The 22,572-nt window shown below is 46.0% G+C and carries 22 protein-coding genes; 1 reads left to right on the top strand and 21 read right to left on the bottom strand.

Annotated elements, in window-relative coordinates; translation table 11 throughout:
- Positions 1-36: 36 nt before the first annotated feature.
- The 20 genes from QNI08_RS02410 to QNI08_RS02505 form a co-directional block, all read right to left on the bottom strand.
- Positions 37-885: a VOC family protein gene (locus QNI08_RS02410; protein WP_285765817.1), complete on the bottom strand. Its 849-nt coding sequence runs from the start codon at positions 883-885 to the stop codon at positions 37-39.
- Positions 882-1,292 carry a DoxX family protein gene (locus QNI08_RS02415; protein ID WP_285765818.1) on the bottom strand — a complete coding sequence of 137 codons (411 nt, stop codon included), beginning with the start codon at positions 1,290-1,292 and terminating at the stop codon, positions 882-884. Before QNI08_RS02415 ends, QNI08_RS02410 begins: the two co-directional genes overlap by 4 nt.
- Before the next feature lie 136 nt (positions 1,293-1,428).
- Positions 1,429-2,250: a nicotianamine synthase family protein gene (locus QNI08_RS02420; protein WP_285765819.1), complete on the bottom strand. Its 822-nt coding sequence runs from the start codon at positions 2,248-2,250 to the stop codon at positions 1,429-1,431.
- The gene (locus QNI08_RS02425) at positions 2,228-3,565 is read right to left on the bottom strand and encodes an MATE family efflux transporter (protein WP_285765820.1); all 1,338 of its coding nucleotides are present in this window, start codon (positions 3,563-3,565) and stop codon (positions 2,228-2,230) included. Before QNI08_RS02425 ends, QNI08_RS02420 begins: the two co-directional genes overlap by 23 nt.
- A gap of 73 nt (positions 3,566-3,638) precedes the next feature.
- A complete protein-coding gene (locus tag QNI08_RS02430) occupies positions 3,639-4,403 on the bottom strand; it encodes an ABC transporter ATP-binding protein (RefSeq protein ID WP_285765821.1) in 765 nt (254 codons plus the stop codon).
- Positions 4,400-5,197, bottom strand: coding sequence for an ABC transporter ATP-binding protein (locus QNI08_RS02435; RefSeq protein ID WP_285765822.1), 798 nt, complete (start codon positions 5,195-5,197; stop codon positions 4,400-4,402). The genes QNI08_RS02430 and QNI08_RS02435 overlap by 4 nt, the downstream gene beginning before the upstream one ends.
- The gene (nikC, locus tag QNI08_RS02440; RefSeq protein ID WP_285765823.1) at positions 5,194-6,033 is read right to left on the bottom strand and encodes a nickel transporter permease; all 840 of its coding nucleotides are present in this window, start codon (positions 6,031-6,033) and stop codon (positions 5,194-5,196) included. The genes QNI08_RS02435 and nikC overlap by 4 nt, the downstream gene beginning before the upstream one ends.
- Complete coding sequence (gene nikB, locus QNI08_RS02445) at positions 6,024-6,977, bottom strand: nickel ABC transporter permease (RefSeq protein WP_285765824.1); 954 nt, start codon at positions 6,975-6,977, stop codon at positions 6,024-6,026. The genes nikC and nikB overlap by 10 nt, the downstream gene beginning before the upstream one ends.
- A gap of 1 nt (position 6,978) precedes the next feature.
- Positions 6,979-8,508, bottom strand: a complete 1,530-nt coding sequence (nikA, locus tag QNI08_RS02450; RefSeq protein ID WP_285765825.1) for a nickel ABC transporter substrate-binding protein — start codon at positions 8,506-8,508, stop codon at positions 6,979-6,981.
- A 370-nt stretch (positions 8,509-8,878) separates the two neighbouring features.
- On the bottom strand, positions 8,879-9,325 hold the full coding sequence (locus tag QNI08_RS02455) for an OsmC family protein (RefSeq protein WP_285765826.1): 447 nt from the start codon (positions 9,323-9,325) through the stop codon (positions 8,879-8,881).
- Positions 9,326-9,353: 28 nt separating this feature from the next.
- Positions 9,354-10,091: an amino acid ABC transporter ATP-binding protein gene (locus QNI08_RS02460; RefSeq protein ID WP_285765827.1), complete on the bottom strand. Its 738-nt coding sequence runs from the start codon at positions 10,089-10,091 to the stop codon at positions 9,354-9,356.
- Positions 10,092-10,106: 15 nt separating this feature from the next.
- The gene (locus QNI08_RS02465) at positions 10,107-10,751 is read right to left on the bottom strand and encodes an amino acid ABC transporter permease (RefSeq protein ID WP_285765828.1); all 645 of its coding nucleotides are present in this window, start codon (positions 10,749-10,751) and stop codon (positions 10,107-10,109) included.
- Positions 10,752-10,783: 32 nt separating this feature from the next.
- Entirely contained in the window at positions 10,784-11,632 is an 849-nt protein-coding gene (locus QNI08_RS02470) for a transporter substrate-binding domain-containing protein (RefSeq protein ID WP_285765829.1), read from the bottom strand.
- Positions 11,629-12,207, bottom strand: coding sequence for a TetR/AcrR family transcriptional regulator (locus QNI08_RS02475; RefSeq protein ID WP_285765830.1), 579 nt, complete (start codon positions 12,205-12,207; stop codon positions 11,629-11,631). The genes QNI08_RS02470 and QNI08_RS02475 overlap by 4 nt, the downstream gene beginning before the upstream one ends.
- A 184-nt stretch (positions 12,208-12,391) precedes the next feature.
- Positions 12,392-13,537: a mannitol-1-phosphate 5-dehydrogenase gene (locus QNI08_RS02480; protein ID WP_285765831.1), complete on the bottom strand. Its 1,146-nt coding sequence runs from the start codon at positions 13,535-13,537 to the stop codon at positions 12,392-12,394.
- A gap of 5 nt (positions 13,538-13,542) precedes the next feature.
- Positions 13,543-15,633: a BglG family transcription antiterminator gene (locus QNI08_RS02485; RefSeq protein WP_285765832.1), complete on the bottom strand. Its 2,091-nt coding sequence runs from the start codon at positions 15,631-15,633 to the stop codon at positions 13,543-13,545.
- 85 nt (positions 15,634-15,718) lie between these two features.
- On the bottom strand, positions 15,719-17,662 hold the full coding sequence (locus QNI08_RS02490; RefSeq protein ID WP_285765833.1) for a PTS mannitol transporter subunit IICBA: 1,944 nt from the start codon (positions 17,660-17,662) through the stop codon (positions 15,719-15,721).
- A 215-nt stretch (positions 17,663-17,877) separates the two neighbouring features.
- Entirely contained in the window at positions 17,878-19,170 is a 1,293-nt protein-coding gene (locus QNI08_RS02495) for a CitMHS family transporter (protein ID WP_285765834.1), read from the bottom strand.
- A 196-nt stretch (positions 19,171-19,366) separates the two neighbouring features.
- Positions 19,367-20,056: a response regulator gene (locus tag QNI08_RS02500; protein WP_285765835.1), complete on the bottom strand. Its 690-nt coding sequence runs from the start codon at positions 20,054-20,056 to the stop codon at positions 19,367-19,369.
- A gap of 2 nt (positions 20,057-20,058) precedes the next feature.
- Positions 20,059-21,645, bottom strand: a complete 1,587-nt coding sequence (locus QNI08_RS02505) for an ATP-binding protein (protein ID WP_285765836.1) — start codon at positions 21,643-21,645, stop codon at positions 20,059-20,061.
- Between the two features lie 144 nt (positions 21,646-21,789).
- Between QNI08_RS02505 and QNI08_RS02510 the strand changes: the two genes are divergently transcribed.
- The gene (locus QNI08_RS02510; RefSeq protein WP_285765837.1) at positions 21,790-22,143 is read left to right on the top strand and encodes a hypothetical protein; all 354 of its coding nucleotides are present in this window, start codon (positions 21,790-21,792) and stop codon (positions 22,141-22,143) included.
- A 23-nt stretch (positions 22,144-22,166) separates the two neighbouring features.
- Here the strand turns inward: QNI08_RS02510 and QNI08_RS02515 are convergent, their stop codons facing one another.
- Positions 22,167-22,565 carry a collagen-like protein gene (locus QNI08_RS02515; protein ID WP_285765838.1) on the bottom strand — a complete coding sequence of 133 codons (399 nt, stop codon included), beginning with the start codon at positions 22,563-22,565 and terminating at the stop codon, positions 22,167-22,169.
- Positions 22,566-22,572 lie beyond the last annotated feature (7 nt).

The following is a 22,572-nucleotide window of genomic DNA, read 5'->3' on the forward strand; positions in this document are numbered from 1 at the left end:
TCCTCACCATTGCTTTCTGTTTTATTTCTCACGCTCTTAGACCACTAAATGAATTTCATTTCCTGAAGGGTCGGCGACAACGTAAAACGCTTCTTCTTCTATTACAACAGCACCGATCCGTCTTAGTTGTTCCGTTGCTTTGTTCCTCATTTCTTCATCTGCAAACACGAGAGTATACCAATTCAGTCCGACACTATTTTTCTTGGGAGCTGGAACGCCGACGCCATTCCATGTATTCAAGCCGATATGATGATGGTAGCCACCGGTGGAGGTGAAAAGCGCCCCTCCGAATCGGTTCACGACGGAAAAACCAAGGCCTTGCATGTAAAACTCCTCCGTCTTCCGTAAATCCGATACGTGCAGATGGATGTGTCCCATCAGCGTTCCTGCAGGCAATCGGCTCCACTCGCCATCCGCTTCATTCAAGAGATCATTTCCATCCAGTGGTTCAGTCCCCATTGCGACTTCGCCATCTGCCCATTCCCAATCATCAGCCGGCCGATCGAAGTAGATTTCGATGCCATTTCCATCCGGATCGGTGATGTACAGTGCTTCACTCACACCATGATCTGCCGCTCCAAACGGATACTTGGTTTGCAGTAGATGGCGCAGGAAGACCGCCAAGTCTGCACGGTTCGGCAGCAGTAAGGCAAAGTGATATAAACCTGAAGTACGGCCTTCCTTAGGAATCACATCGGCAGGCTGTTCCAGGGTCAGCAGCGGATTTTTTCCGTCTGCCGTCAATACCGCCTGCCTGTTCGTCTTCTTCAAGAGCTGAAGACCGATGATATCTTGATAAAATTTGACGGCATCATTCAAATCCAAGACATTTATACTGACCTCGCCGACAAAGGTAACTGGTTTTTGATGAAACTGTTCATTCATATTGTCACTTCCCCTTTTTTACTGAAAAAATCATCTAAAGAAAAAACGGTGCGGTTAGCACACACAAGATAGACGGACATGGCCAACAATGCCAAGTCAAGCTCGTAGCCCGCCATTTGTCCGTTGCCAAGAAAACCAGCAGGCAATTTGGCCGTAAAAATCGCGCCAAGCAAAATGACCGAGAACAAGATGGAAACGAATCGTGTCCCCAAACCAAGTATAACCGCAAGCCCCCCGATCAATTCAATTCCCGCCACGATGTAAGCCAGGAAGCCGGGAATGCCAAGGCTATCGAAAAAACCAGCCGTGTTGCTTATTCCCCCTTGAAACTTAGCAAGGCCGTGAATGAAAAAAGTAAGACCTAAAATCACCCTCAAAAAAACGTGTGCTGCATCATGTTTATTCATATTATCAATTCTCCTTTTCTTCAGTTACTTTATGTAAGTTATTATATTTTAATAAGTTAATAATGTCAAGTGAGTTTCTTGGATTTTATTAGTCCATAAAAAAAACGAGCTGCCGAAGCAACTCGTTTTATGGGTGTTACTGTTTGAACCTATAGTATATGGTTGAATTGATGATGAAAGAATCGGCAATGGTCCTTGCGACTTCCTCACATCTCACACCATGAAACTTGGTCGCATCAACGGGCTCATATAATAATTGATGAATGCCGTCCGCCGACCGGATGGCAACAATCGCTTCAGGTTGTGTTTGATAGATCCGCTTGAGGATGTCCGCTTTATTGGGGACAAGACTGGCAATCCAGATTAAATCGAATTCCCGATAATCATGGAGTGCACCGTCATTCAACACATATTCCGCTGTCGCTTCCCCCTCCAGCTGCTGGATGATCCGCCTGCCTAGCGAATAAGCTTGTTCATCTATATCGAGGCAAGTCATGTTGGCTCCGAGCTCGTGCTGAAGCAGCAATGGACTTAAAGGCAGAGGTCCCGAACCTACAAAAGCAAAGGAACGGATACCGGATTTTACCTTCTGCAATTCATTGATTTCCGTTTGGATCAGTTCTTGATAATTTCTCCAATAGAGGAAGGAACGAAAATCCTCCAAGGTGCGAACCTTGCCGACATACGATTCGGCATAATATTCTTCCATCAATGCTTCGGCAATGGCCAGCTTGGCAAGCATGCCGCTCCGGATCGATTGGATTTCATCGAGGTGGAGGATCTCTTCCGCCAAGTGCTGGTCCAGCGGTTTGGAAATCACCGAAACAAGCTCGGATAATACACGGTTGATGATCGGATTGCCAGGAGATAAATCAGCTTCTTGTTGTAAGGTTTGATAAGCCTCCACATATGTATGGATGATTTTTTCTTGGTTTCTAGACCGTTTGATCGCTTTCAAGGCGAACACCTCTCTCAGGAAATATTTTTTTGCTTAACCGGGGTATAAACAGTGCCAAAAAAAAGGAACGACCTAAGCTGAATACCGTAAAGGCAAGCCATAATCCATGGTTTTGATACATTGGAACGAAGAAATGCAATGTCACTAAAAAAGCAATCAAGGAATAAAGCATCGAGTTTCGAACCGGGGCAGCCTCGGTTGCGCCGGTAAAAACACCATAGAAAACGATGCCTGCACTTGCCGCTATCGGGAACAGGATCAACCAGAATCCATAAATATGCGCCATTTCAATGACACGAGGAATCCGTGTAAAGAGCGTAAGAATGGAATCGCCGAATAGGTGGTAGCAGGCAGCCATCATGAGGGACGCCAGCAATCCCCATTGCCAGGACAATGACAACGTCTTCTTATATAGATGCCGATCTCCCGAACCAACCGCTTTCCCGACCAGAATGCTCGAAGCATTTGCCAGCCCATCAAAAAAGTAGGCCATCAAGTAGTGGATTTGGATGAGAACGGCATTGGCCGCCAATGTCTCCGTCCCGTAAGAGGCTCCCTTTGCCGTAAAGATATTGAAAACAGCCAGCAAACAAAGCGTTCTGATGAATAAATCGCGATTCACCGACATCATTTTCTTAATCGACGCGGAATCGGCCATCTCTTTTAAAGAGGGCATTTCCAGTCGACGGTGAAAAGCATTCCAAATGATGAATAGCCCCATGATAAACGCTGTCACCTCCGAGAGCAGCGTGGCTATGGCAACCCCTGACACGCCCATTTCGAATACATGGACAAATACGAGAGCCAGCACGATGTTCAAGAGGTTCATGAGCACCTGCAGCAGTAGCGAAGCCTTGATTTTCGCCATTCCCATCAGCCATCCCAATATGACATAATTCATCAAAGTGAAAGGAATCCCCCAGATTCGGAGGCCGAGGTATTCAGACGCATAAAAGCGGACTTCCGCACCGGGATCCATCAAGGTCAAGGCAACTCGTTCAATCGGACCCTGAAGTATTATGAAGCATATCCCGACCATCATCGCCATAAAGAAGGGCCTTAGGAAAGCCATTTTCCCTCCCCATTCGTCGTTTGCTCCCAGTGCTTGCGCGGCAAATCCCGACGTACTCACCCGCAAAAAACCAAACAGCCAATATAAGGTATTGAACACGACCGTACCTATTGCTACGCCGCCCAAATAAGCAGGGTTGGGCAGCTGGCCAACGACGGCGGTATCGACCGCCCCCAGGAGAGGCGTCGTTATGGTCGAGATGGTCAGAGGAATGGCCAAAGCCAAATATGATCGATGGTTCACCTTGCTTCCTCCCCCTCATTCAAACTTTAAACGAAATCATTACGATTTATTAATTAAACTTGAGACAGCCTCTTCACTCAAACAACGAAAGCAATTCCTTCGTATATGAATGGCGCTCCTCACAAAAAAGCCGTTCCTTCTCGAAGGAATCCACGATTTCCCCCCTTTTCATTACCATGATCCTTTGGCACATCTCCTGCACAGCCGACAGGTCATGGGAAATGAACAGGTACGACATATCCAGCCTTTCACGCAGCTCCTCCAGCAAGGTAAGCAACGACGCCTGGGAGAGAACGTCCAGGCTTGAAGCAGGTTCATCCAGGATGAGGAGGCTTGGTTCGATGCTGACGGCTCGGGCGATGGTCACGCGCTGCTTTTGTCCCCCGCTTAGCTCATGAGGATAACGATCGGCCAAATTGCTTGGAAGCTCCACCATTTCCAGTAACTGTCCAATGAACCCGCGTTCACTTGGATACGTAAAATGCTTCATATCGATCTGGCTGCCATATTGCTGAAAAGGATCGATCAATGACTCCTTGATCTTTAGCTTCGGATTGAGAGCGGAAGCAGGATTTTGCAGCACTGCCTGAATGTTTTTTCGATATGGCTTCAAAAGGCGTTCACTTTTGTTATGCAGGGCCGTCCCCTTAAATAAGATGCTGCCCCGATCAATAGGCTCGATCTGGAGGATGCACCGCGCAAGCGTACTCTTCCCGCATCCGCTTTCCCCGATTAATCCGAGGCATTCCTTGCTTTCGATTTGAACATTCACATTCTTGAGCACTTCCTCTCCATTATCGTATGTTTTATGGATATTCCGTATGTCTAATAAACTCATCCCAGCGCTCCTTCATGCTTCATTGAACTTTTTTTGAGTGATCGCGATGCATGTATCAGGCTGGCGGTATAAGGATGCTCCGGATGATTGAGCACCTGGTTTTTATCCCCGCTTTCAATCATCACCCCGGCTTTCATCACCCCTATACGATCTGCATATTTCCTGACATGGCGTAAATCATGGGTGATGAACAGGATTGCACATCCGGTATCTGCCTTCAGCCTTGATAACAGCTCCAAAATCTTAAACGATGAAACACTGTCCAAGGCTGTAGTCGGTTCATCCGCTATCAATACATCCGGCTTAAGCAAAAGCGCCAAAGAAATGGATACCCGCTGAAGCTGGCCGCCACTCAATTGAAAAGGATATCTGCTGTAGATCTCTCCATCAAGCCCGACCGATGCAAGCGCGTTGACAGCTTGCCTGCGCCGTGCCTGTTTGGAAAGGGCCAGATGGGTCCGCTGATATTCGTCGAAATGCTGACCGATGGTAAGGAAGGGGGTGAAGGAACTTTGGTAATCCTGAAAAATATAAGCCAGACGCTTTCCGCGCAGCCTCCTGATCGCCGGGTCCGATAGCGTCAATACATTCTTTCCCTCATACCATATTTCCCCCTTCGCTTGGAGATTGGGGGCTAGCAGCCGGCCAATCGCCATGGCCGTCATACTTTTGCCGCTGCCGCTTTGACCGACGATTGCCAGCCACTCCCCTTCACGCACATCGAACGAAAGACCTTTGACGATATGATTTTGTTTGCCCATGATATGCAGCTGCCTGATTGATAAAAGGTTCATGACTCCACCTCCTTTTTCACATCGAATGCATCGCGGAAATAATCACCCAGTATATTAGATAAAAAAACGACGCATACGATGGCGAGCCCTGGATAAATCATCAGGGACTGATTGGATTGGAAATATGGGCGGGCATCGTTCAGCATCGCCCCCCACTCCGGTGCTGGCGGCTGGGCACCAAGTCCAATATACGATAAGGAAGATATGAGCAAGATGATCTTTCCTAAATCGAGACTCGAAAGAACGAGCACGTTTCCGATGATGTGCGGGAAAAGATGTTTTCTCATGATTGCAAACGAGCTTAGCCCATTGATTTTGGCCATGGTGACGTAGTCCTTCTGGCGCTCGGTGATCACTGTGCTGCGTACAAGCCGTGCATAATTCACCCACTTCACCACAACGATCGCCAGCAGCAGATTTTCAATTCCGGGTCCTAAGAGGCCACTCAGCACGATGGCCACGATCGTATCCGGGAACGCCAGGAACGCATCTGCCACACGCATGAAGATGCGGTCGATCGCCCCCCCTTTAAACCCGGATATCAAACCGAATGGAACACCGAAGATAACCGCGGCGAATAAGGCCAGAAGCCCGTAGCCAACCGTCAGCTGGGCACCGAGCAATAGACGCGTCAATACATCACGTCCGAGGTGATCCGTACCCAATGGATGTTCCGCACTTGCAGGCGATAACCTTTCTCCGAGATTGACCAGTGCCGGATCATGCTTCAGGAAAAGAAAAGCATACGCCGCAGCGGCCATTGTCAGGGCCAGCACCGTAAAAATGACCGCCCTTTTGCCGTTCCTTTTGGTTGGTTTGTTGATCGTTAACTCCATTTCCGTCGATTCCTTTCCTTCAATCTAAGCTCTGGGTTCAAATACCGATAAGATAAATCAACGGTACTATTGACCATGAATACAATGATGGCCATGATCAATAGATACCCTTGGATGACCGGGTAATCCCGCGACCGGATCGAGTCCACCACCATCTTGCCTATGCCTGGATAGGCGAAGATCACCTCGATGACGACTACACCGCCGATCAGGCTGCCAAGGCTGACACCGAATACGGTAATGACCGGAGGCAGGCTATAGCGGAATGCATGGCCAAAGAATATCCGCATTTCGGAAATCCCCCTTGACCGGGCAGCCCTGATGAAATCCTGACTGAGCGAATCGATCAGGCTTGAGCGCAGCAAGCGAACGTATACACTGGTGATGGCCAGCCCTAGAGTCAAGGACGGCAGAATCATGGAAGTGACTCCATCCCTTCCCATCGTCGGAAGTGCCCCAAGGCGAACCGCAACTAAATCTATCAACAGCAGCCCCAGCCAAAAGCTGGGTATGGCCGCACCCAATAAAGAAACGCCGCGGCTCAACTGATCGAGCCAGCTTCCCCTGTACAAAGCGGCAAGAGATCCCAAAGGCAGGGCGATGATGAGCATGACAAGCAATCCCCCGATTGCCAGCTCCAGTGTTGCCGGCAAACCGCTCACGATCATTTTCAGTACGGGCTGGTTGGTAAGGTAAGAACGGCCGAAATCCAATTGGATGAAGCCGATGAACCAATGCCCGTACTGCACGAGCAGCGGTTCATCGAAGCCCAGTTCTTCCCTGAGCTCATTGACCTGTTCGGTTGTGACCGATACATCCTCCACCTGCAGGATCGAGAGGACCGGATCTCCCGGGGCAAGCCGGACAAACAAGAAGGAAATGAATGTAACCGTAAGGACAAACATCACGACCTCCATGAATCGCCTAACTAAAATGCCAAGCATTTCACTTCACATCCAGTTCATTCGTCAGCATATAGTATTCACTTCTCGAAGTGACCCAGTTTTCCACCTTATCGGCGTCATAAGCGACTAGTGTATTCGGATGTAATATGAATGAATTATATACCTGCTCATCCACGTATAAGGCAATTTCCTCAGCTATATCCGAGCGTTTATCCTGTTCGACCGTCATATTCAGTTCATCAATCATGGCCGTCAGGTGCTCATCATCCGCTCCGCTGAAATTCAAGGCCCCGTTCGGGTGATAGGTCGCATTCAAATAATAGCCGGCATCCCCACGCGGCGCCGTCAAATTACTGTAGGTCGTAACATCCCAATCCCTGTTGGCGGCCATATATTCCTCCGGTATCTCTATCTGCTTGATTTCCACTTCGATTCCCAACCGGCCGGCATCCGATTGAAAAACTTGGGCAATCAAAGGTAAATCGGCACGTGAACTGTAGGTTAAAAGGGTAAACGTTAACGGTTTTCCCTCCTTTTGCATGACCCCCTTCACTTCCTTGTATCCCGCTTGCTCGAGAAATGTTCTTGCGGCCTTTAGCCCCTTTTCTTTTTCCGGATAGTCCGGAGCAAACGAGAATGTCGATGGAAACGGTCCCTTGGCAACCTCGGCATGGCCATGCAAAATCGTATCCGCAATCGTAGAACGATCGATCAAAGCATCAATGGCCTTTCGGACGTTAATATCCTGCAGCGCTTTCCTTTCCAAATTCATCGTCATTTGATGCACCCGGAAGGTAGAGGTCGATTCGACCTTCACGCGATCGATCGCTTTTAAACTTTCGAGACTTTCGACTTCAGGGCGGAAGACAATATCGGCATCCCCCGACTCAAGTGCAAGAGAGCGGGCATTGGCATCTTCATTAAAGGAAAACCTGGCTTTTGCAAGCTTTGCAGCTCCATTCCAGTAGGCCTCGTAACGTATTAAATCAACTGCCGTGCCCGGAATGAATTTCGAGACGGCAAATGGTCCTGTCCCTATCGGCTTGTTCATGAAGTCGCTTTCCGTTACATCCATGATCGAGGTATTGGGATGGACCAATTCCGATGGAAACTCCGGAAAGGGCGCCTCCGTCTTGATCGTGAGTATATTTCCCTTCGCTGTAATCGAGGCGATGCGCAAGGCATTCTTGATCGCCAGACTGTCCTTCATTGCCCGCTCCAACGACGCCTTCACCGCTTGGCCGTCCATCGGCTTTCCATTCTGGAACGTCACATCATCCCTCAGCTCGAACTTCCATAACTGTCCATCCTTGCTCTCCCAGCTTTTGGCCAGCCACGGCTCGATGGTCAAATCCTTATCATTGAGATGCACCAAGGTCTCCGTAATGCCTGCCCGCAAGGACACATAGCTTGTATCCACATTGGGATCGAGCGAGCTCGTCGCAAAATTAAACAGCAAATTCACCTCCTTGTCCCCTTTTCCTTGCTCCTTGGACGACTCCTTGGCACAAGCAGCCAATACCAAAAATGATAGACATAGTATAATAATTGATTGATATTTTCTCGACATCATCATTTCCTCCATAATCACTTACGATTTACTACGTCTCAAATCGAAAACATTACGATTTAAATCGTATATTTCATATCTAACCTATGTAAAGAAAAGTAACTGCGAACCCGCATAAATGGTCCGAAAAAGAACGATGCTTTCACTCTACATTCCTTCTTGAAAGCACTAACCTGCATTTCGCTTCTGGATGAATCAACCCCTCCTCCATAAAATCATAATCATTACGATTTACTGACTGCCTCATTATAAAACGTAATCATTACTATTTACAAGCATTTTTTCAATTTGACTCACCTTTTACCGTTTCCTTCACAAAAAAAAGCACGTAGATGTTTGTCTACCGTGCTTTTTGCCACGTTAAAGAATATCATTCTGCTCCATGCTCTTGTGTTCCGATTTCTGCTTGTTCTGCTCCATTCAAAATCAGCCGGAATGAGATATCGGCTTTCAATGAATCTGATACGGCACAATATTTTTGTTTTCCTAGATTGATTGCTCTCCAGATTTTTTTGCTGTCCACTTGGCCATCGATGGTGAAGGTCACGACGATGGACGTGAATCCTTTCGGCAATTCTTCTTTTCTCGTACCATCCGTTTCGATTTCAAGCCTATTCACGGATGACAAATGGGGTTTTAGGATCATCGTAACATCTATACCAATGCATCCAGCTAATGACGCCAAAAGCATTTCGGTTGGTGTACACCCTTCCCCTTCGCCTCCATATGCAGGCGTTGCGTCCATATTGATTTCATAGCCTGAATCTCCAACTGCTGTAAAAGCGCGCTGGCCAGTCCATTTTGTTACCACTTTCATGATGGTTCCTCCCGCTTTCTTAAATGTACTACATTTTCTTCAAAAACTTTTTAGCTCGATCTGTTTGCGGTCGGGAAAAGAATTCCTCTGGCGGACTTTCTTCAACGATGGCGCCATCCGACATGAAAACGATTCTATCGGCAACTTCCCGGGCAAATGTCATTTCATGTGTAACGATCGCCATGGTCATTCCATCTTGGGCGAGTTCCTTGATTACCGCCAATACCTCATCCACCAATTCCGGATCTAATGCAGAGGTTGGTTCATCGAACAACAAGAAATCGGGTTCCATCGCAAGCGCTCTGGCAATCGCGACCCTTTGTTGCTGACCTCCGGATAATCGGGATGGGTATACCTCCTTTTTGTCGATCAAGCCAACTCTTTGTAACAGTGCTTCACCTTTTCTTACTGCTTCATTTTTCGGCCACTTTTTCACGATCAGCAGAGCTTCCATCACATTTTCCAGGACCGTTTTATGCGGGTATAGATTGAATTGTTGAAAGACCATACCCGTATGCAGACGGACTTTTTTCATTTGCTTATTGCGCACTTTATGGCTGCTGCTCGCTTCAACGGCAATGCTGCCCACCTCGATGGAGCCACTCGTCAACTCCTCCAGTCCATTGATGCATCGAAGCAAGGTACTTTTTCCTGAACCGCTTGGACCGAGAATCACGACAACTTCGCCGCTATTCACTTGTAAATTGATATCTTTCAACACATCCAAGGTTGAAAAACTCTTCGATAAGTTGCGGATGTTTATCATTCTACCTCACCATACTTAGTCATAAATTGATAACCGTTTTTCGATTCTTTCCAATACAAAGGAAAATCCTGTGCTCATGATCCAATACATTAGCGCAATCGCTAAATAAAAGGGCATATATACATAATATTGGGCAATCAATAATTGAGCAGATCTTAACAATTCGGTAACCGTGATAACGGAAACAAGCGATGTTTCCTTTAACATCCCGATGAACGTATTGCCTGCCGGCGGGATGGCTACCCTGATCGCCTGCGGAAAAACGATTCTGCGCATCGTTTGATAAGGTGACATTCCCGAAGCATATGCCGCTTCATATTGCCCTTTCGGGATGGATTGGATTGCTCCGCGCAATGTTTCGGAAAGGTATGCCCCGATGCTGATGCTTAGTGCAATATAGGCCGCCGTCAATGGCTGAAGGTTAAAACCGTAATCCGCCAGTCCATAATAGACAATGATGATTTGGACCAATGTGGGCGTGCCTCTTATGATGGAAACATATGCACGGGCGATCCATCTACTCACTTTATTGCCTTTTAATCTTGCTACCGCCACGATCACCGCAATAATCGATCCAAAAAACATGGAAATAATGGTGATAAGGAGCGTATAATATGCTCCCTTCAATAAAAATGGCAGGTTCGTCCAAATAACATCCATAGCTTGCTTGTTTCCTTTCTACGAAAATCGGTTTATTCTTGTGGCTCTTCCCCAAACCATTTTACGAAAAGCTTTTTATAGGTGCCGTCTTCTTTCATATCGGCCAGATGCTTGTTCAATTCCTTCAATAATGATTCATTGCCTTTACGGATCGCGATTCCCGCTTCATCGGATTTGACCGGCTCGCCAACCGCTTTGATCTTAAAACCGTTTTTCTCGACAACCGGTTTCAGCGCATACATATTATTGATGGTCGCATCAATTCTTCCGGAGTCCAAATCCTTTAAAGATGTAATCACGTCATCATAGGTCTTGATCGTAAAATCGCCTACTTCCGGAAGCAGCTCTGTACGAAGATAGGTTTCATCATTCGTTCCCAGTCCCACTCCGATGTTCTTGCCTTTGAAGTCTTTTACAGATTTCACCGCATTATTTTTTTCTTGGACGATCACCTTCACATTGTTTGTGATATAAGGCTCGGTAAAGTCCATTTGTTTTTTTCGTTCATCCGTAATCGTCATTTGGCTTATCACCGCATCGAACTTTTTGGTTTGCAAGCCGGCCACCATTCCCGAAAATTCCTGAGAAACGAATTCAACGTCCACTCCAAGCCGTTTGGCCAATTCCTTGGCGATATCCGCATCGAATCCATCCATCTCTTTTTTGTCATTCAAGAAATTATACGGTTGATATGTACCCATAAGTCCCACTTTAATGGTTCCGCGATCCTTGATTTGTTGTAATAAATCGGCACTGCTTTCGTCCTTTTCACTTGCCTTCTCATCCTTTGTCCCGCACGCGCTTAAAATCAACGTAAAGGCTAGTAATACAACCAAAGTAAGGTAGGAATATTTTTTCTTCATAATCAATCTCCTTTTCATTTTCCCAATAACCCAAAGAATTCGAATCTGACCATTTCTTTGGATAGTTCAGCGGTTGTCTTATTGCAGATATGCGAGCCATCCGAGACCGGTCCGAATAACCACCTGGACAGAATCCCTTCAAATAAGCTCATCAATAAGGCAGCTTGTAATCCCGGATCCCTTTCAGGCAGGATGTTCAGCTCCATTGCCCTTTTAATATTATTTCCGAAAGCTTCTTCCACCTTCAAGCGAGTTTCGATGATTGCCTGTTTAAGTGATTCTTCGCCTTCGATCCCTTTGAATATCATTTCCATCATATATCGATTGGATTGAGAAAAATCAAATAATTCAACAAATAGCTTCTCCGAAGAATTCAATACATCCTCAACCGTACCAGGAGATTTTCGATGCCCATGTGCCACTACCTCCAGAAGCCCGCTTTGCCCCTGTTGGATGATTTCCAATGCAATTGCTTCTTTGCTTTTGAAATGCCAATAAAAAGTGCCCTGTGCAATGCCAGCCTCGCGGACGATATCGGAAATCTTCGTTTTATGATAACCAAGTGAAGCAAAAAGTTGTTGCGAAATCGCCAATATTTGCTCTCTTCTTTCCAGCTTTTCTTGAGTAGGAATGCTTCGCCACCTCCCGATTGATTAGTCAGTCAGTATTATCATATAAAAATAATGCTCAGTAGTCAATTAACTTTAGCGGTTTAGTTGGTATTATATTTTCACAAACAAAAAGCTCCTGAAAATGCACTTCAGGAGCTCAGGTTGATTATTTTTTCAATTCATTGTAGTGAGCGATGACTTCTTTCGTCAATTCACTGTTTTCGTCAAGGCCGCTAACTTCCTTGAGCACGGCTGGCACGCCATTTTCCTTGATCATCGCTTGCAGCTTGATCGCTTCTTCATCTTCATGGAAATCAAACAGCAGGGCGGATGCTATCGCCTTGGCCAGGTTCGTATAAGAAAGACCGGCCTTCTTCGCTTCCACGGCCGGGCGCACGAGGCGATCGTTCGGCCCTAGCTTGCGCAACGGTGAGCGGCCCACTCTATTCACCGAGTCGTTCAAGTAGGCATTTTTGAATCGAGCAATGATTTTTTCAATATAGCGCTGATGCTCGTCTGCATCCAAGCCGTATTGATGGATTAAATAGGCGCCTGTTTCGCCTAGTATTTTCTTGACTTGCTCGACGATCGCTTCATCCTCCAATGACTGGTCAATCGTCCATTTGCTATCTTTGAGGTAACCGAGGTAAGCAATCGATGCATGTCCGGTATTGACGGTGAACAGTTTCCTCTCGATGAATGGAGCCAATTCTTCCACGATCGTCATCCCCTCAACCGCAGGAATGTTTTCTTTCGTTTCCACGACCCACTCATAATATGGTTCAACCAAAACGTCCAGTGACCCTTCATTGTTTTGCAAAGGAACGATCCGATCGACAGCTGAATTGAAGAAGTATACTTTTTCAGTAAGGCTTGCCTTCGTTTCTTGATCCAAGTGCTGCTGGATGTACCCTTCCAATAGGTCCGTTGCCGAGATTTGGTTTTCGCAAGCGATCACATAAAGTTTTTCATCGGTTTGCTTCACTCTTGAAGCCAATCCTTTTGCAATCAAAGGAGCGATATGGGGCAAAATATTCGGTCCGATCGCAGTGGTAAGGTAGGTTGCTTCCGAGATGGCCTTTATGATTTCATCTTCCTGGTTCTTGCTATTCAAGCCTGAAACATGTTCCACCGTGACGGATTCTTTTTGATCCGTTGCCAGTTTGACTTGGTATTGTTTTTTTTCATTCAATTGATCAATGATTTTATCAGCTATATCTACAAATGTGACATGATATCCAGATTGTGAAAAGAGTGCTCCGATAAATCCTCTTCCAATGTTTCCTGCACCAAAATGTACGGCTTGTTTCATTACAATCATCCCTTTATCAAGTTAGTATATAAATAGTCCAAAAATATGGCTTCCAATCTTTCGCTGATCAGTTCTTCGTCCGAGGATGAAAAAATCATGATCGATTCATTGCTTTCAATCAAGCTTGAACTGATTAAGCTGACGATTTCCTGCTGCTTTACACTCAAGCTTTCAGGAGCCAGCATTAGCAGTAAGCTTTTCATATGGACGTCTTTTCCGTCCATTCCTTTGACAAGACAACCTTCCTCAAGGCTGGCGATCTGGAATATCAACTCTTTCACGCTTTCATGTCGGGCATGAAACAGTCCCAAGCTTGTGCCGGGAATGCCTAAACCGCCTTTCTTCTCCCGTTCGTCCAGGGCTCCGAGTACACCATCGGCATTCATGATCAGTTGTTCCCTTGCAGCGATCATCACCATTTCGTTCAGGATTTCCTGATGTTTTGTCAAAAACGGCAGGCGGTATAACCGGAAATTGTCGACGATCGACTGGATGCTTTCCTGGGCACTTTTCAATTCATGCAATACTTCCCTCAGTTCGCCGTCCGGTTTTTTCGAAGGAGAAGCCTTGTCGGCTGCCTGACTGCGATAGCGTTTATTCTTCGTGAATTTCTCAATATTCTTCCTGATGTAATTCCTGATATTCTCGATATTTTCGTCACTCAAAAGAGGAGACACGAGAATATAATCCATATCGATATATGGAAGACGGACGGTGGAAATGATTACATCATAATGTTTCAGGCTGTCCTGTCTCTGGATATCCTTGATCGTTTTAATTTCAACCGTCCGGATTTCGATGATTTCTTTTTTGATGCGGCTTGCCAGCATCTTTGATGTACCTATACCCGTCGGACAAACGATCAATGCCCTTATTGAAATTTCTTCTTCCCGAAGCACCAACGCAGACCCGAAATGAAGGACAATGAAGGCTATTTCATCTTCAGGAAATTCTTTAATTTCCTTAAACTCCTTTTCCAGTCCGGTCTTGACGGCCAAAAAGAGCACGGGATACTTTCGTTTAATATCATCCGTTAGGGGATTGTATAATCCCATTTCCTGCTTGATCCTGAAAAGCGAAGGCTCCATATGGGCAAGAAGCCCTTGGTACAGCGGAAAATCCTTGGTCAAATTGATTTGCAGCTGAGCGGACACATCCTTGATCAAATTCCTGATGAGCTGGCCCAGCAACACGCTATCATACGGAACGGCATCGGCGGCATGTAGCTTGGAGCCCTTCAGGATCGCTGCCAAATAGCTTATATCATCGATCGTAAAAGAAACGTTGAGCAGAAGCTTGAGTTCCTTGCAGATTTTATCCATCAGGTTATTCTCATCAGAGAGGTCGTTTAGTCTCTTGAAATCCTTCTCCAGATAAAATTGGCTTTCATTCCTCTGCAGGGTTACATGAATATGTACGATCAGCCCTATATACCCGCTATCGGCTAAACGTGAATGGATACTATTGAAGGTTGAGTTCAGCACGCCATCAATGGCCAACAGATAATCGGGATTAAAATAGTGAAGGATTTTCCCCTCCCGATTTTCTCCTTCTTGGAGCAAGAATAAGCTTTCGATCAGTTCTTCATTAAAGAAATGCAGGAAATAGGCAGCCTGTGCTTTCCGTTTATTTTCTTCAGTACCGGCAAGCTCTATACCGACTCCCCTTTTCCTTGTAATGACGATATTGAAATGCCTTAGCCACTCCGTCAATTCGTCCAAATAGACGGTAAGCGTCGAGATACTGATGCCAAGTTTCATAGCAACTGCTTGCGTTTTAAATGATTCTTCCTGCAGCAATGCCAAAAGGAGGTGGAGCTTTCTTTCGTGCGGCGTCTGATCGATTGGATGGTTGCCCATCAGATGCTGAACAAGACGAAAGATTTGCTCGTTCTTGCCGTCGATCGACAGCCCTTCATGGGTGTTGCGTGTTAGCTGGAGTTCAAAGGATTGCAGGATTTTTTCGATCGATTTCAGATCACGCTGAACCGTGCGGACACTCACATTCAATTGTGCGGCAATGGAGACGGCCGTATGCTTTCCCGACGTTTTTATGATCAGTTCAAGGATCGATTTTTCCCTTGAAGTAATATACATGCTACCAACTCATTTCTGGTGGAGTAACACGAGAAAATACTGAATAGAAAAGCGTAAATCGCTTTTCTATTCAGAGTGAACATATTTAATTTTTTTCTGCTTGGATGATATCCATCAATTCCCTGGCTGAAGTGGCTTTGACCATTTTTTCGATGTTTTCCATTTCAGAACAGGTTACGGCAATGCCCGACAGGATTTCCAGATGCGTTCCATCCTTACCGGCTATCCCGAATATCAACCGTGCTTTTTGACCGTCAAAATCAACACCATCCGGAATCTGCAGCACGGTGAATCCGGATTTAAGGACATCCTTCTTCGCTTCCTCGGTTCCATGAGGAATTGCTACATCATTTCCCATATACGTTGAAGTCATCTCATCGCGGGCAATCATGGCTTCGATATAGCTTTCCTTAACGTAGCCTGCTTTGACCAAAGCTCTTCCGGCAAAACGGATCGCTTCTTCTTTATTGGCGAATTGTTGATTGAGGAAGACATTTTCTTCACGAAGCAATTCATTATCAGCTTGTTCTTCTTCCTCAATACCCGGTTCGATGGAATGCTCGCGAACACCGGGAACCTTTTCTTCAGCCTCTTCGACAATCTCATGCAGCTCATCTGTACCGTCATCCTGAAGCCGTGCAAGCAATGAATCATACTCAGGGCTAGATAAGAAGTTATCGACGGATACGTGATACGCATTAGGCACCTTATTTTTGGCCCTTGGCGTCAACTCTTCCTGGGTGATGACGATTTGTGCATCAGCAGGAATATTTGAAATTGCCGTATTGGTTACCGAAATATTCATTCCGGCTTCCTTCACCTTCTTGCGAAGCAGGGAAGCTCCCATTGCACTGGAGCCCATACCAGCATCGCAAGCAAAGATGATTTTGTTGACGTTTGTAGGCATTGTTCCCGGTTCTGAAGCGAACACATTGGCAACAGAACTTTTCTTGCCTTTCATTTCTTGCATTTTCTTCGCGGCATCCTCAATGTTCTCTTCGGATTGTTTTCCTGTTTTCAAGATGAATGCAGCGACAACGAATGATACGATTGCCGCGACAAGTACACCGGCAAAGTTGGCAATATATGCACTAGCATGATGCGGAGTTACAGCCGTGATGGCAAAAATGCTTCCTGGTGAAGCAGGCGCGAATAAGCCGCCGCCTAATAGGACTAAAGTGAAGACTCCGCTCATGCCTCCAAGGATGACCGCTATGAATAACATCGGCTTCATCAGGATATAAGGGAAATAAATTTCATGGATCCCGCCGAAGAATTGAATGATGACAGCTCCTGGCGCCGATCTCTTCGCCGTTCCTTTTCCAAAGATACAATAAGCAAGCAGGACGCCAAGACCCGGCCCTGGATTCGATTCAAGCAGGAACAGGATGGAAGATCCTGTTTGTTTCGCTTGCTCTAGAGCGATTGGTGATAATACACCGTGATTGATCGCATTGTTCAAGAACAATACTTTCGCAGGCTCGATCAGGATGCTCGTCAATGGCAGCAAACCTGTACCGACAAGCCAATCGACTCCTGCTACAAGCCATCCTGTAAAGACGACAACAGCCGGCCCGATGGCCAGGAATGATAGAATGGCCAGCAAGCCGCCAATTATCCCAGCAGAGAAGTTGTTGACAAGCATTTCGAATCCGGCTTTTATTTTACCTTCGATCATTTGATCGAATTTCTTGATGACATACCCACCGAATGGTCCCATGATCATCGCACCAAGGAACATCGGGATGTCAGATCCGACGATGACACCCATAGTCGCGATGGCACCGACTACGCCTCCTCGGTGATCATGAAATAGCTTACCGCCTGTATACCCAATTAGAATCGGCAGTAAGAACGTGACCATCGGGGAAACCATTTTGGCAAGGCTTTCATTTGGCAGGAAGCCCGATGGAATGAATAGGGCCGTGATTAGCCCCCAAGCGATGAAAGCTGAAATATTCGGCATGACCATTGAACTTAAAAAGTTACCGAACTTTTGAACTGCAACCTTTATATTAAAGTGAGCCATTTTACTCTCTCCCCTTCATTAATGATATATTTTACATTCATCTTAAATCACGTACCTTCCGTATTCAATAAAAGCTAAAGCTAACTTTGTCGCGGAAGGGAAGACAAACATAATGTTTCTCATTTTTCCAGTTTTATTCAGGTTGTGTTCCATTTTAACATGGGATCAAAAGAAAAAGGTCCCATTCATATCGAATGGGACCTTACCTTTACGTTTTATAGAGGGATGATGCCCAATATCACGGATACGACGATCATGACAAGCGTCGATCCGCAGGCCCATTTCAAGAAGGTGCGCTGCAGGGCTCCGAAATCTTCGCCAACCATTCCTATCAATAGATAGGTGGATGGCACTAGCGGGCTTAATAAATGCACCGGCAGCCCTAACAGGGAAGCTCTTCCGATCATGGCAGGATCGATACCGTAAGCGGCTCCCGCTTTTGCAAGCAATGGAAGTACCCCATAATAAAATGCATCATTGGACATGAAGAACGTGAAAGGTGCAGAGATGACGGCTGTTATGACGGCAAAATGTGCACCCATTTGGTCAGGGATGTGCTGGATCAAGGAGTTGGCCATCGCATCGACCATTTCCGTGCCGGCCAGGATTCCCGTAAAGACACCAGCAGCAAAGATCATCGAAATGACCGATAACGCATTGTCCGCATAATTGGCGACACGTGCTTTTTGGTCCTTGATATTAGGGTAATTGACTGTGATGGCGATAGCAAAACCGATCATGAACAAGACCGCTGAAGGCATAAGCTCCATGATCAGCGCAACAAGAAGCGTCAGCGTCAAAGCGTAATTGAATACAATTAATTTGGGGCGCTTAAGATACGCGTCCTCCGTTGCAGCGGCATGCTGGGCCGCAATGGATTGATCGATTTCGATGATCCCGATCCGTTTTCTTTCTTTTTTACCAAGGCAATAGGCCATGAATAATACAAATAGGACTCCGCCAATCATGGCAGGAATGACTGGCGTGAAAACATCGGACATTTCAAGCTTTAAAGCGGTCATCACCCGTGCTGTCGGCCCCCCCCACGGAAGAAGGTTCATGACACCGGATGAGGAAACGGCGATGCCTGCCAATATAAGCGGTTTCATTCCGATCCGTTTATAAAGCGGAAGCATGGCGGAAATCGTTATCATATAGGTAGTTGTACCATCTCCATCCAACGAAATCAGCAACGCCAGGACTGCCGTGCCGATCGCAATTTTCACTGGATCTCCTTTTACAAGCTTAAGGATTGTCCGAATGATCGGATCAAAAACGCCAGCATCGATCAAGATGCCAAAGAAAAGGATCGCGAATAAAATCATGATTCCCGTCGGGGCCACACTTTTGATCCCTTCCAATGCCATCGCACCCATTTCCCCGCCAAATCCACCGATCAGCGCAAAGGCACTTGGTACTACAATCAAAGCTATCATGGCTGAAAGTCGCCCTGTCATAATTAATATCATAAATACCAAAATCATCAAATATCCCAATAGTGCGAGCATATGATCACTCCCCATCTTCTAGTTAAGCTAAATTGTATCGGAAAACGCTTCATCTGTAAGCGTTTTCAATTTATTGTGTTTTAAAACTATTTTGTTAATTGTGTTCATTGTGTTCACAGCGGCCACTTCACAGGTGAACAAGATCCCTGATTCCAACAAAAAAACACCTCCAATTAGAGGAGGTGTCATATAGGCACTATTCCGTTTTATAATATCTCCGCTCGGGTCTGCCCACCACTCCATATACAACTTCCGCTTTGCATTTCTTTACGGAAATCAAATATTCCAAGTAGCGCCGTGCCGTTGTCCTGGACGCACCGATCTGGCCGCTTACCTGTTCGGCCGATAAGCCGATATCGCTTGCCTCGAGGACCTCGATCACCTTCGCCAAGGTGATTTCGTCGACCCCCTTCGGCAGGGCGGCAGTTTCGTTCGGCTCTTGAGGTATGTCGCCCTTTTTCAATATAAGATCAACAAAATCCTGATCGATTTCTTGTTTGGACTTCAGCAGCTGGACTTTCTGCAGATATTCCCCGATCACCTGGTTGAAGCGCTTCATTTCCACAGGTTTAATCAAATAGTTCTCGACACCGTAGTGAAGCGCCTTTTCAAGCTGTTCCTTTTCTGTCGCAGCGGTGATCATGATAATATCGACATTCGGGAATTTTTTTCGAATGTCGGGAAGAAGCTCTGTACCCAGCTGGTCGGGCATGTACACATCAAGCAAAAGCAAATCCGGTTTTTTTTGCTCCAGCATCCGCAGTGTTTTTTTGGCATTGACGGCTTTCCCGACCACTTCTATTTCATCAAAGGCTTTCAGAAATTTTTCATGGATATCCGCTACCCGAAAATCATCTTCGGCGATGACGGCTTTTATCTTCAGCATGTTTACCCTCCTCTCCGTTCTTTAGGAAGATACACGGTGAATATGGTGTTTCCTTTTTCACTTTGAACCTCAATGATGCCCTCCAGATCTTTTACGACCTGATCGGCGTTTGAAAGTCCATACCCACTCGGGCTTCCATTGTCTTTTGAAGTGAACCCTCGATCGAAAATGGAGGAAATATCTTCCTCGGATATTCCTTTTCCATTATCACTCACTTCAAAGACGAGATCATTGCCAATATCGGTTGCGAAAAATTTGACGCGCGGCTCATCCGCGGCGGAAACCGCTTCTAGCGCATTATCGATGATATTGCCCACGATCAACGTAAGCTGTGACAATTTGATATGATCTGGCAGCTTCTCCAAGTAACTTTGCGCATCTATTTCAAAGACGATTTTCTTCTCCGATGCTTTGCCGATCTTGCCGAGTAACAGGGCCTGTACCTTGGAATCCTTAATCTGTTCGAACACGACACGATTCAAGACATGCAATTCGGATGTTTCGCTTTGGATCATATCGATTGCTTCATCATATTCCCCTAATTGGATCAATCCCGAGAGAACATATAGCTTGTTGGTGAATTCATGGGTTTGGGCACGTAAATCCTCTGAATGCATCTTCACTTCCGATAATGTGTTGACCATCTCCTCGATCTCCGTTCGATCCCGGAACGAAGCGACAACACCGCTTACTCCCTCATTATCGAAGATTGGCGTACAATTCACGATAATTGATTTATCTTTCCACGTTATCTCTTTATCCGCCTGAGGCTCTCCAGATTTTAGCACTTCAAACAAATACTTCGATGGAAAAAGCCCATCGACATTCAAATGGCGAACGGACTCCTTAATATCAAGCAGTTTTTTCGCTGGCTGATTCATCGAGGTGATCAATCCATTTTGGTCGATGGCGAGAATTCCTTCCTTGACCGACTGAAGCACCGCATTTTTTTCTTTATACAAATTGGCGATTTCAAATGGTTCAAGTCCTAACGTATCTTTACGTATGCTTCTTGCCAGCATGTAGCTGCCAATGATCGATATCATGATCGCCAATAAAGAGATAAACATTTCTTTCGAAAGGTCCTTGAAAATCTGGGCCCGGACATCTTCGACCAAAAAACCGACCGAAACGATCCCAATGATTTTCCCATCTTTATTGAAGACCGGAGATTTCCCCCGAATGGAAAGGCCAAGTGAGCCTGACGCCTCGGAAACATAATACTTACCCTCGCGAATGGCCCTGCTATTATCGCCGCCCTTCATCCGCTTCCCGATCTCGGAGGTCAATGGATGGGAATAACGAATTTCTTGATCATTCCCTACCACGATGAACTCCGCCCCAGTTTCCCTGCGGATCTTTTCAACAACCGGCTGGATGATGCCCGCCGGGTCATCCGTCTCAAAAGCCTCCGTCACGGTAGGCATGAAGCTGATCGTTTTAGAAAGCCCCAAAGCCAATTGGCCCTTATCCTTCGCGATTTGCCTTCCTTCCATATATGAAAAAGAGATCGCCAATAAAAGTATCAAAAAAAGGCTCAACGATAAAACTAACCCAAGAATCTTGGTTTCCAACGATACTTTCCTCATCTTCACCCGCATCCCCTAATTCTTTCATTCTATTTTATTGCAGCATAATGATTTTACCATTTCTATTAAATTTTGAACATTGTGCTACGTACGAAAGAATCCCCGTACCTCATGGTATAATATAACAAAAACGAAGGTGATTTCTTGAATCCCGTGTATTTGATCGTGATTACGTGTTTGCTTGTTTACGACTTTTTTCCTAACATTCTTCCTAACATCATCTTACCGGAAATAATCCTTGGCCTTTTAATCGGTTTTTATCTCAGTCTCCTTTTGAAAAAGGATCGCCATGCCGATCATGGTACGAGGTTCAGAGTGCAAATGCTTTCCACCCTGTACCTTCTTTTCCTGATTGGCTTGCTAAAAGCTCTAGGTGGAAAATCGTCGGTTGGCATTTCCTTCGATAACGCTTTTCTTTGGCTTGTCCTGCTTTTACCGAGCTTCCTGACCTATTTGAATAGGAGGAAGGCAAAAGCATCAAAAAAAGAGTTCCCTTGACGGCAACCCCTTCGAGCATATATTCAAAAACAGCTAAAAGATCTAATTTGTCTCGTATCGATTCCAAAAAACGTCCAGAATCTCCCGTTCCATCTGAAGCCTGCCACAGATCGCGGACCAACGAAAATCGGGTAATACCAAAAACTCCCCCCATTATTTAACCAGATGAACGTATTCCTGAATAAACAAAACGATATCGCCCCTGGATCCACAGCAAATGTTGAGGCCTGTTGCTGCTGCGGGATAAACGCTGGCGGGGGTGCTGTTGGTGCTTGCGAATACGGAGATGATCCCAATCCCGGCTGACCTGGGAATTGGGGTCCGCCCGGTCCGCCCGGTAAGCCTGGAAATCCAGGCAGTTCAGGAAACACTCGCTCTGGATACGCTTGATCTTCATAATAGTACGTTGGATACACATACATGGTCATT

The organism is Peribacillus folii (assembly GCF_030271255.1).
Lineage (GTDB): Bacteria > Bacillota > Bacilli > Bacillales > DSM-1321 > Peribacillus.

Excerpts from the sequence above, each read along its gene's own strand:
- QNI08_RS02410 (WP_285765817.1), bottom strand. The coding sequence starts at position 885 with ATGAATGAACAGTTTCATCAAAAACCAGTTACCTTTGTCGGCGAGGTC.
- QNI08_RS02415 (WP_285765818.1), bottom strand. The coding sequence starts at position 1,292 with ATGAATAAACATGATGCAGCACACGTTTTTTTGAGGGTGATTTTAGGT.
- QNI08_RS02430 (WP_285765821.1), bottom strand. The coding sequence starts at position 4,403 with ATGAGTTTATTAGACATACGGAATATCCATAAAACATACGATAATGGA.
- QNI08_RS02435 (WP_285765822.1), bottom strand. The coding sequence starts at position 5,197 with ATGAACCTTTTATCAATCAGGCAGCTGCATATCATGGGCAAACAAAAT.
- nikC (WP_285765823.1), bottom strand. The coding sequence starts at position 6,033 with ATGGAGTTAACGATCAACAAACCAACCAAAAGGAACGGCAAAAGGGCG.
- nikB (WP_285765824.1), bottom strand. The coding sequence starts at position 6,977 with ATGCTTGGCATTTTAGTTAGGCGATTCATGGAGGTCGTGATGTTTGTC.
- nikA (WP_285765825.1), bottom strand. The coding sequence starts at position 8,508 with ATGTCGAGAAAATATCAATCAATTATTATACTATGTCTATCATTTTTG.
- QNI08_RS02455 (WP_285765826.1), bottom strand. The coding sequence starts at position 9,325 with ATGAAAGTGGTAACAAAATGGACTGGCCAGCGCGCTTTTACAGCAGTT.
- QNI08_RS02460 (WP_285765827.1), bottom strand. The coding sequence starts at position 10,091 with ATGATAAACATCCGCAACTTATCGAAGAGTTTTTCAACCTTGGATGTG.
- QNI08_RS02465 (WP_285765828.1), bottom strand. The coding sequence starts at position 10,751 with ATGGATGTTATTTGGACGAACCTGCCATTTTTATTGAAGGGAGCATAT.
- QNI08_RS02470 (WP_285765829.1), bottom strand. The coding sequence starts at position 11,632 with ATGAAAAGGAGATTGATTATGAAGAAAAAATATTCCTACCTTACTTTG.
- QNI08_RS02480 (WP_285765831.1), bottom strand. The coding sequence starts at position 13,537 with ATGAAACAAGCCGTACATTTTGGTGCAGGAAACATTGGAAGAGGATTT.
- QNI08_RS02485 (WP_285765832.1), bottom strand. The coding sequence starts at position 15,633 with ATGTATATTACTTCAAGGGAAAAATCGATCCTTGAACTGATCATAAAA.
- QNI08_RS02490 (WP_285765833.1), bottom strand. The coding sequence starts at position 17,662 with ATGGCTCACTTTAATATAAAGGTTGCAGTTCAAAAGTTCGGTAACTTT.
- QNI08_RS02495 (WP_285765834.1), bottom strand. The coding sequence starts at position 19,170 with ATGCTCGCACTATTGGGATATTTGATGATTTTGGTATTTATGATATTA.
- QNI08_RS02500 (WP_285765835.1), bottom strand. The coding sequence starts at position 20,056 with ATGCTGAAGATAAAAGCCGTCATCGCCGAAGATGATTTTCGGGTAGCG.
- QNI08_RS02505 (WP_285765836.1), bottom strand. The coding sequence starts at position 21,645 with ATGAGGAAAGTATCGTTGGAAACCAAGATTCTTGGGTTAGTTTTATCG.
- QNI08_RS02515 (WP_285765838.1), bottom strand. The coding sequence starts at position 22,565 with ATGTATGTGTATCCAACGTACTATTATGAAGATCAAGCGTATCCAGAG.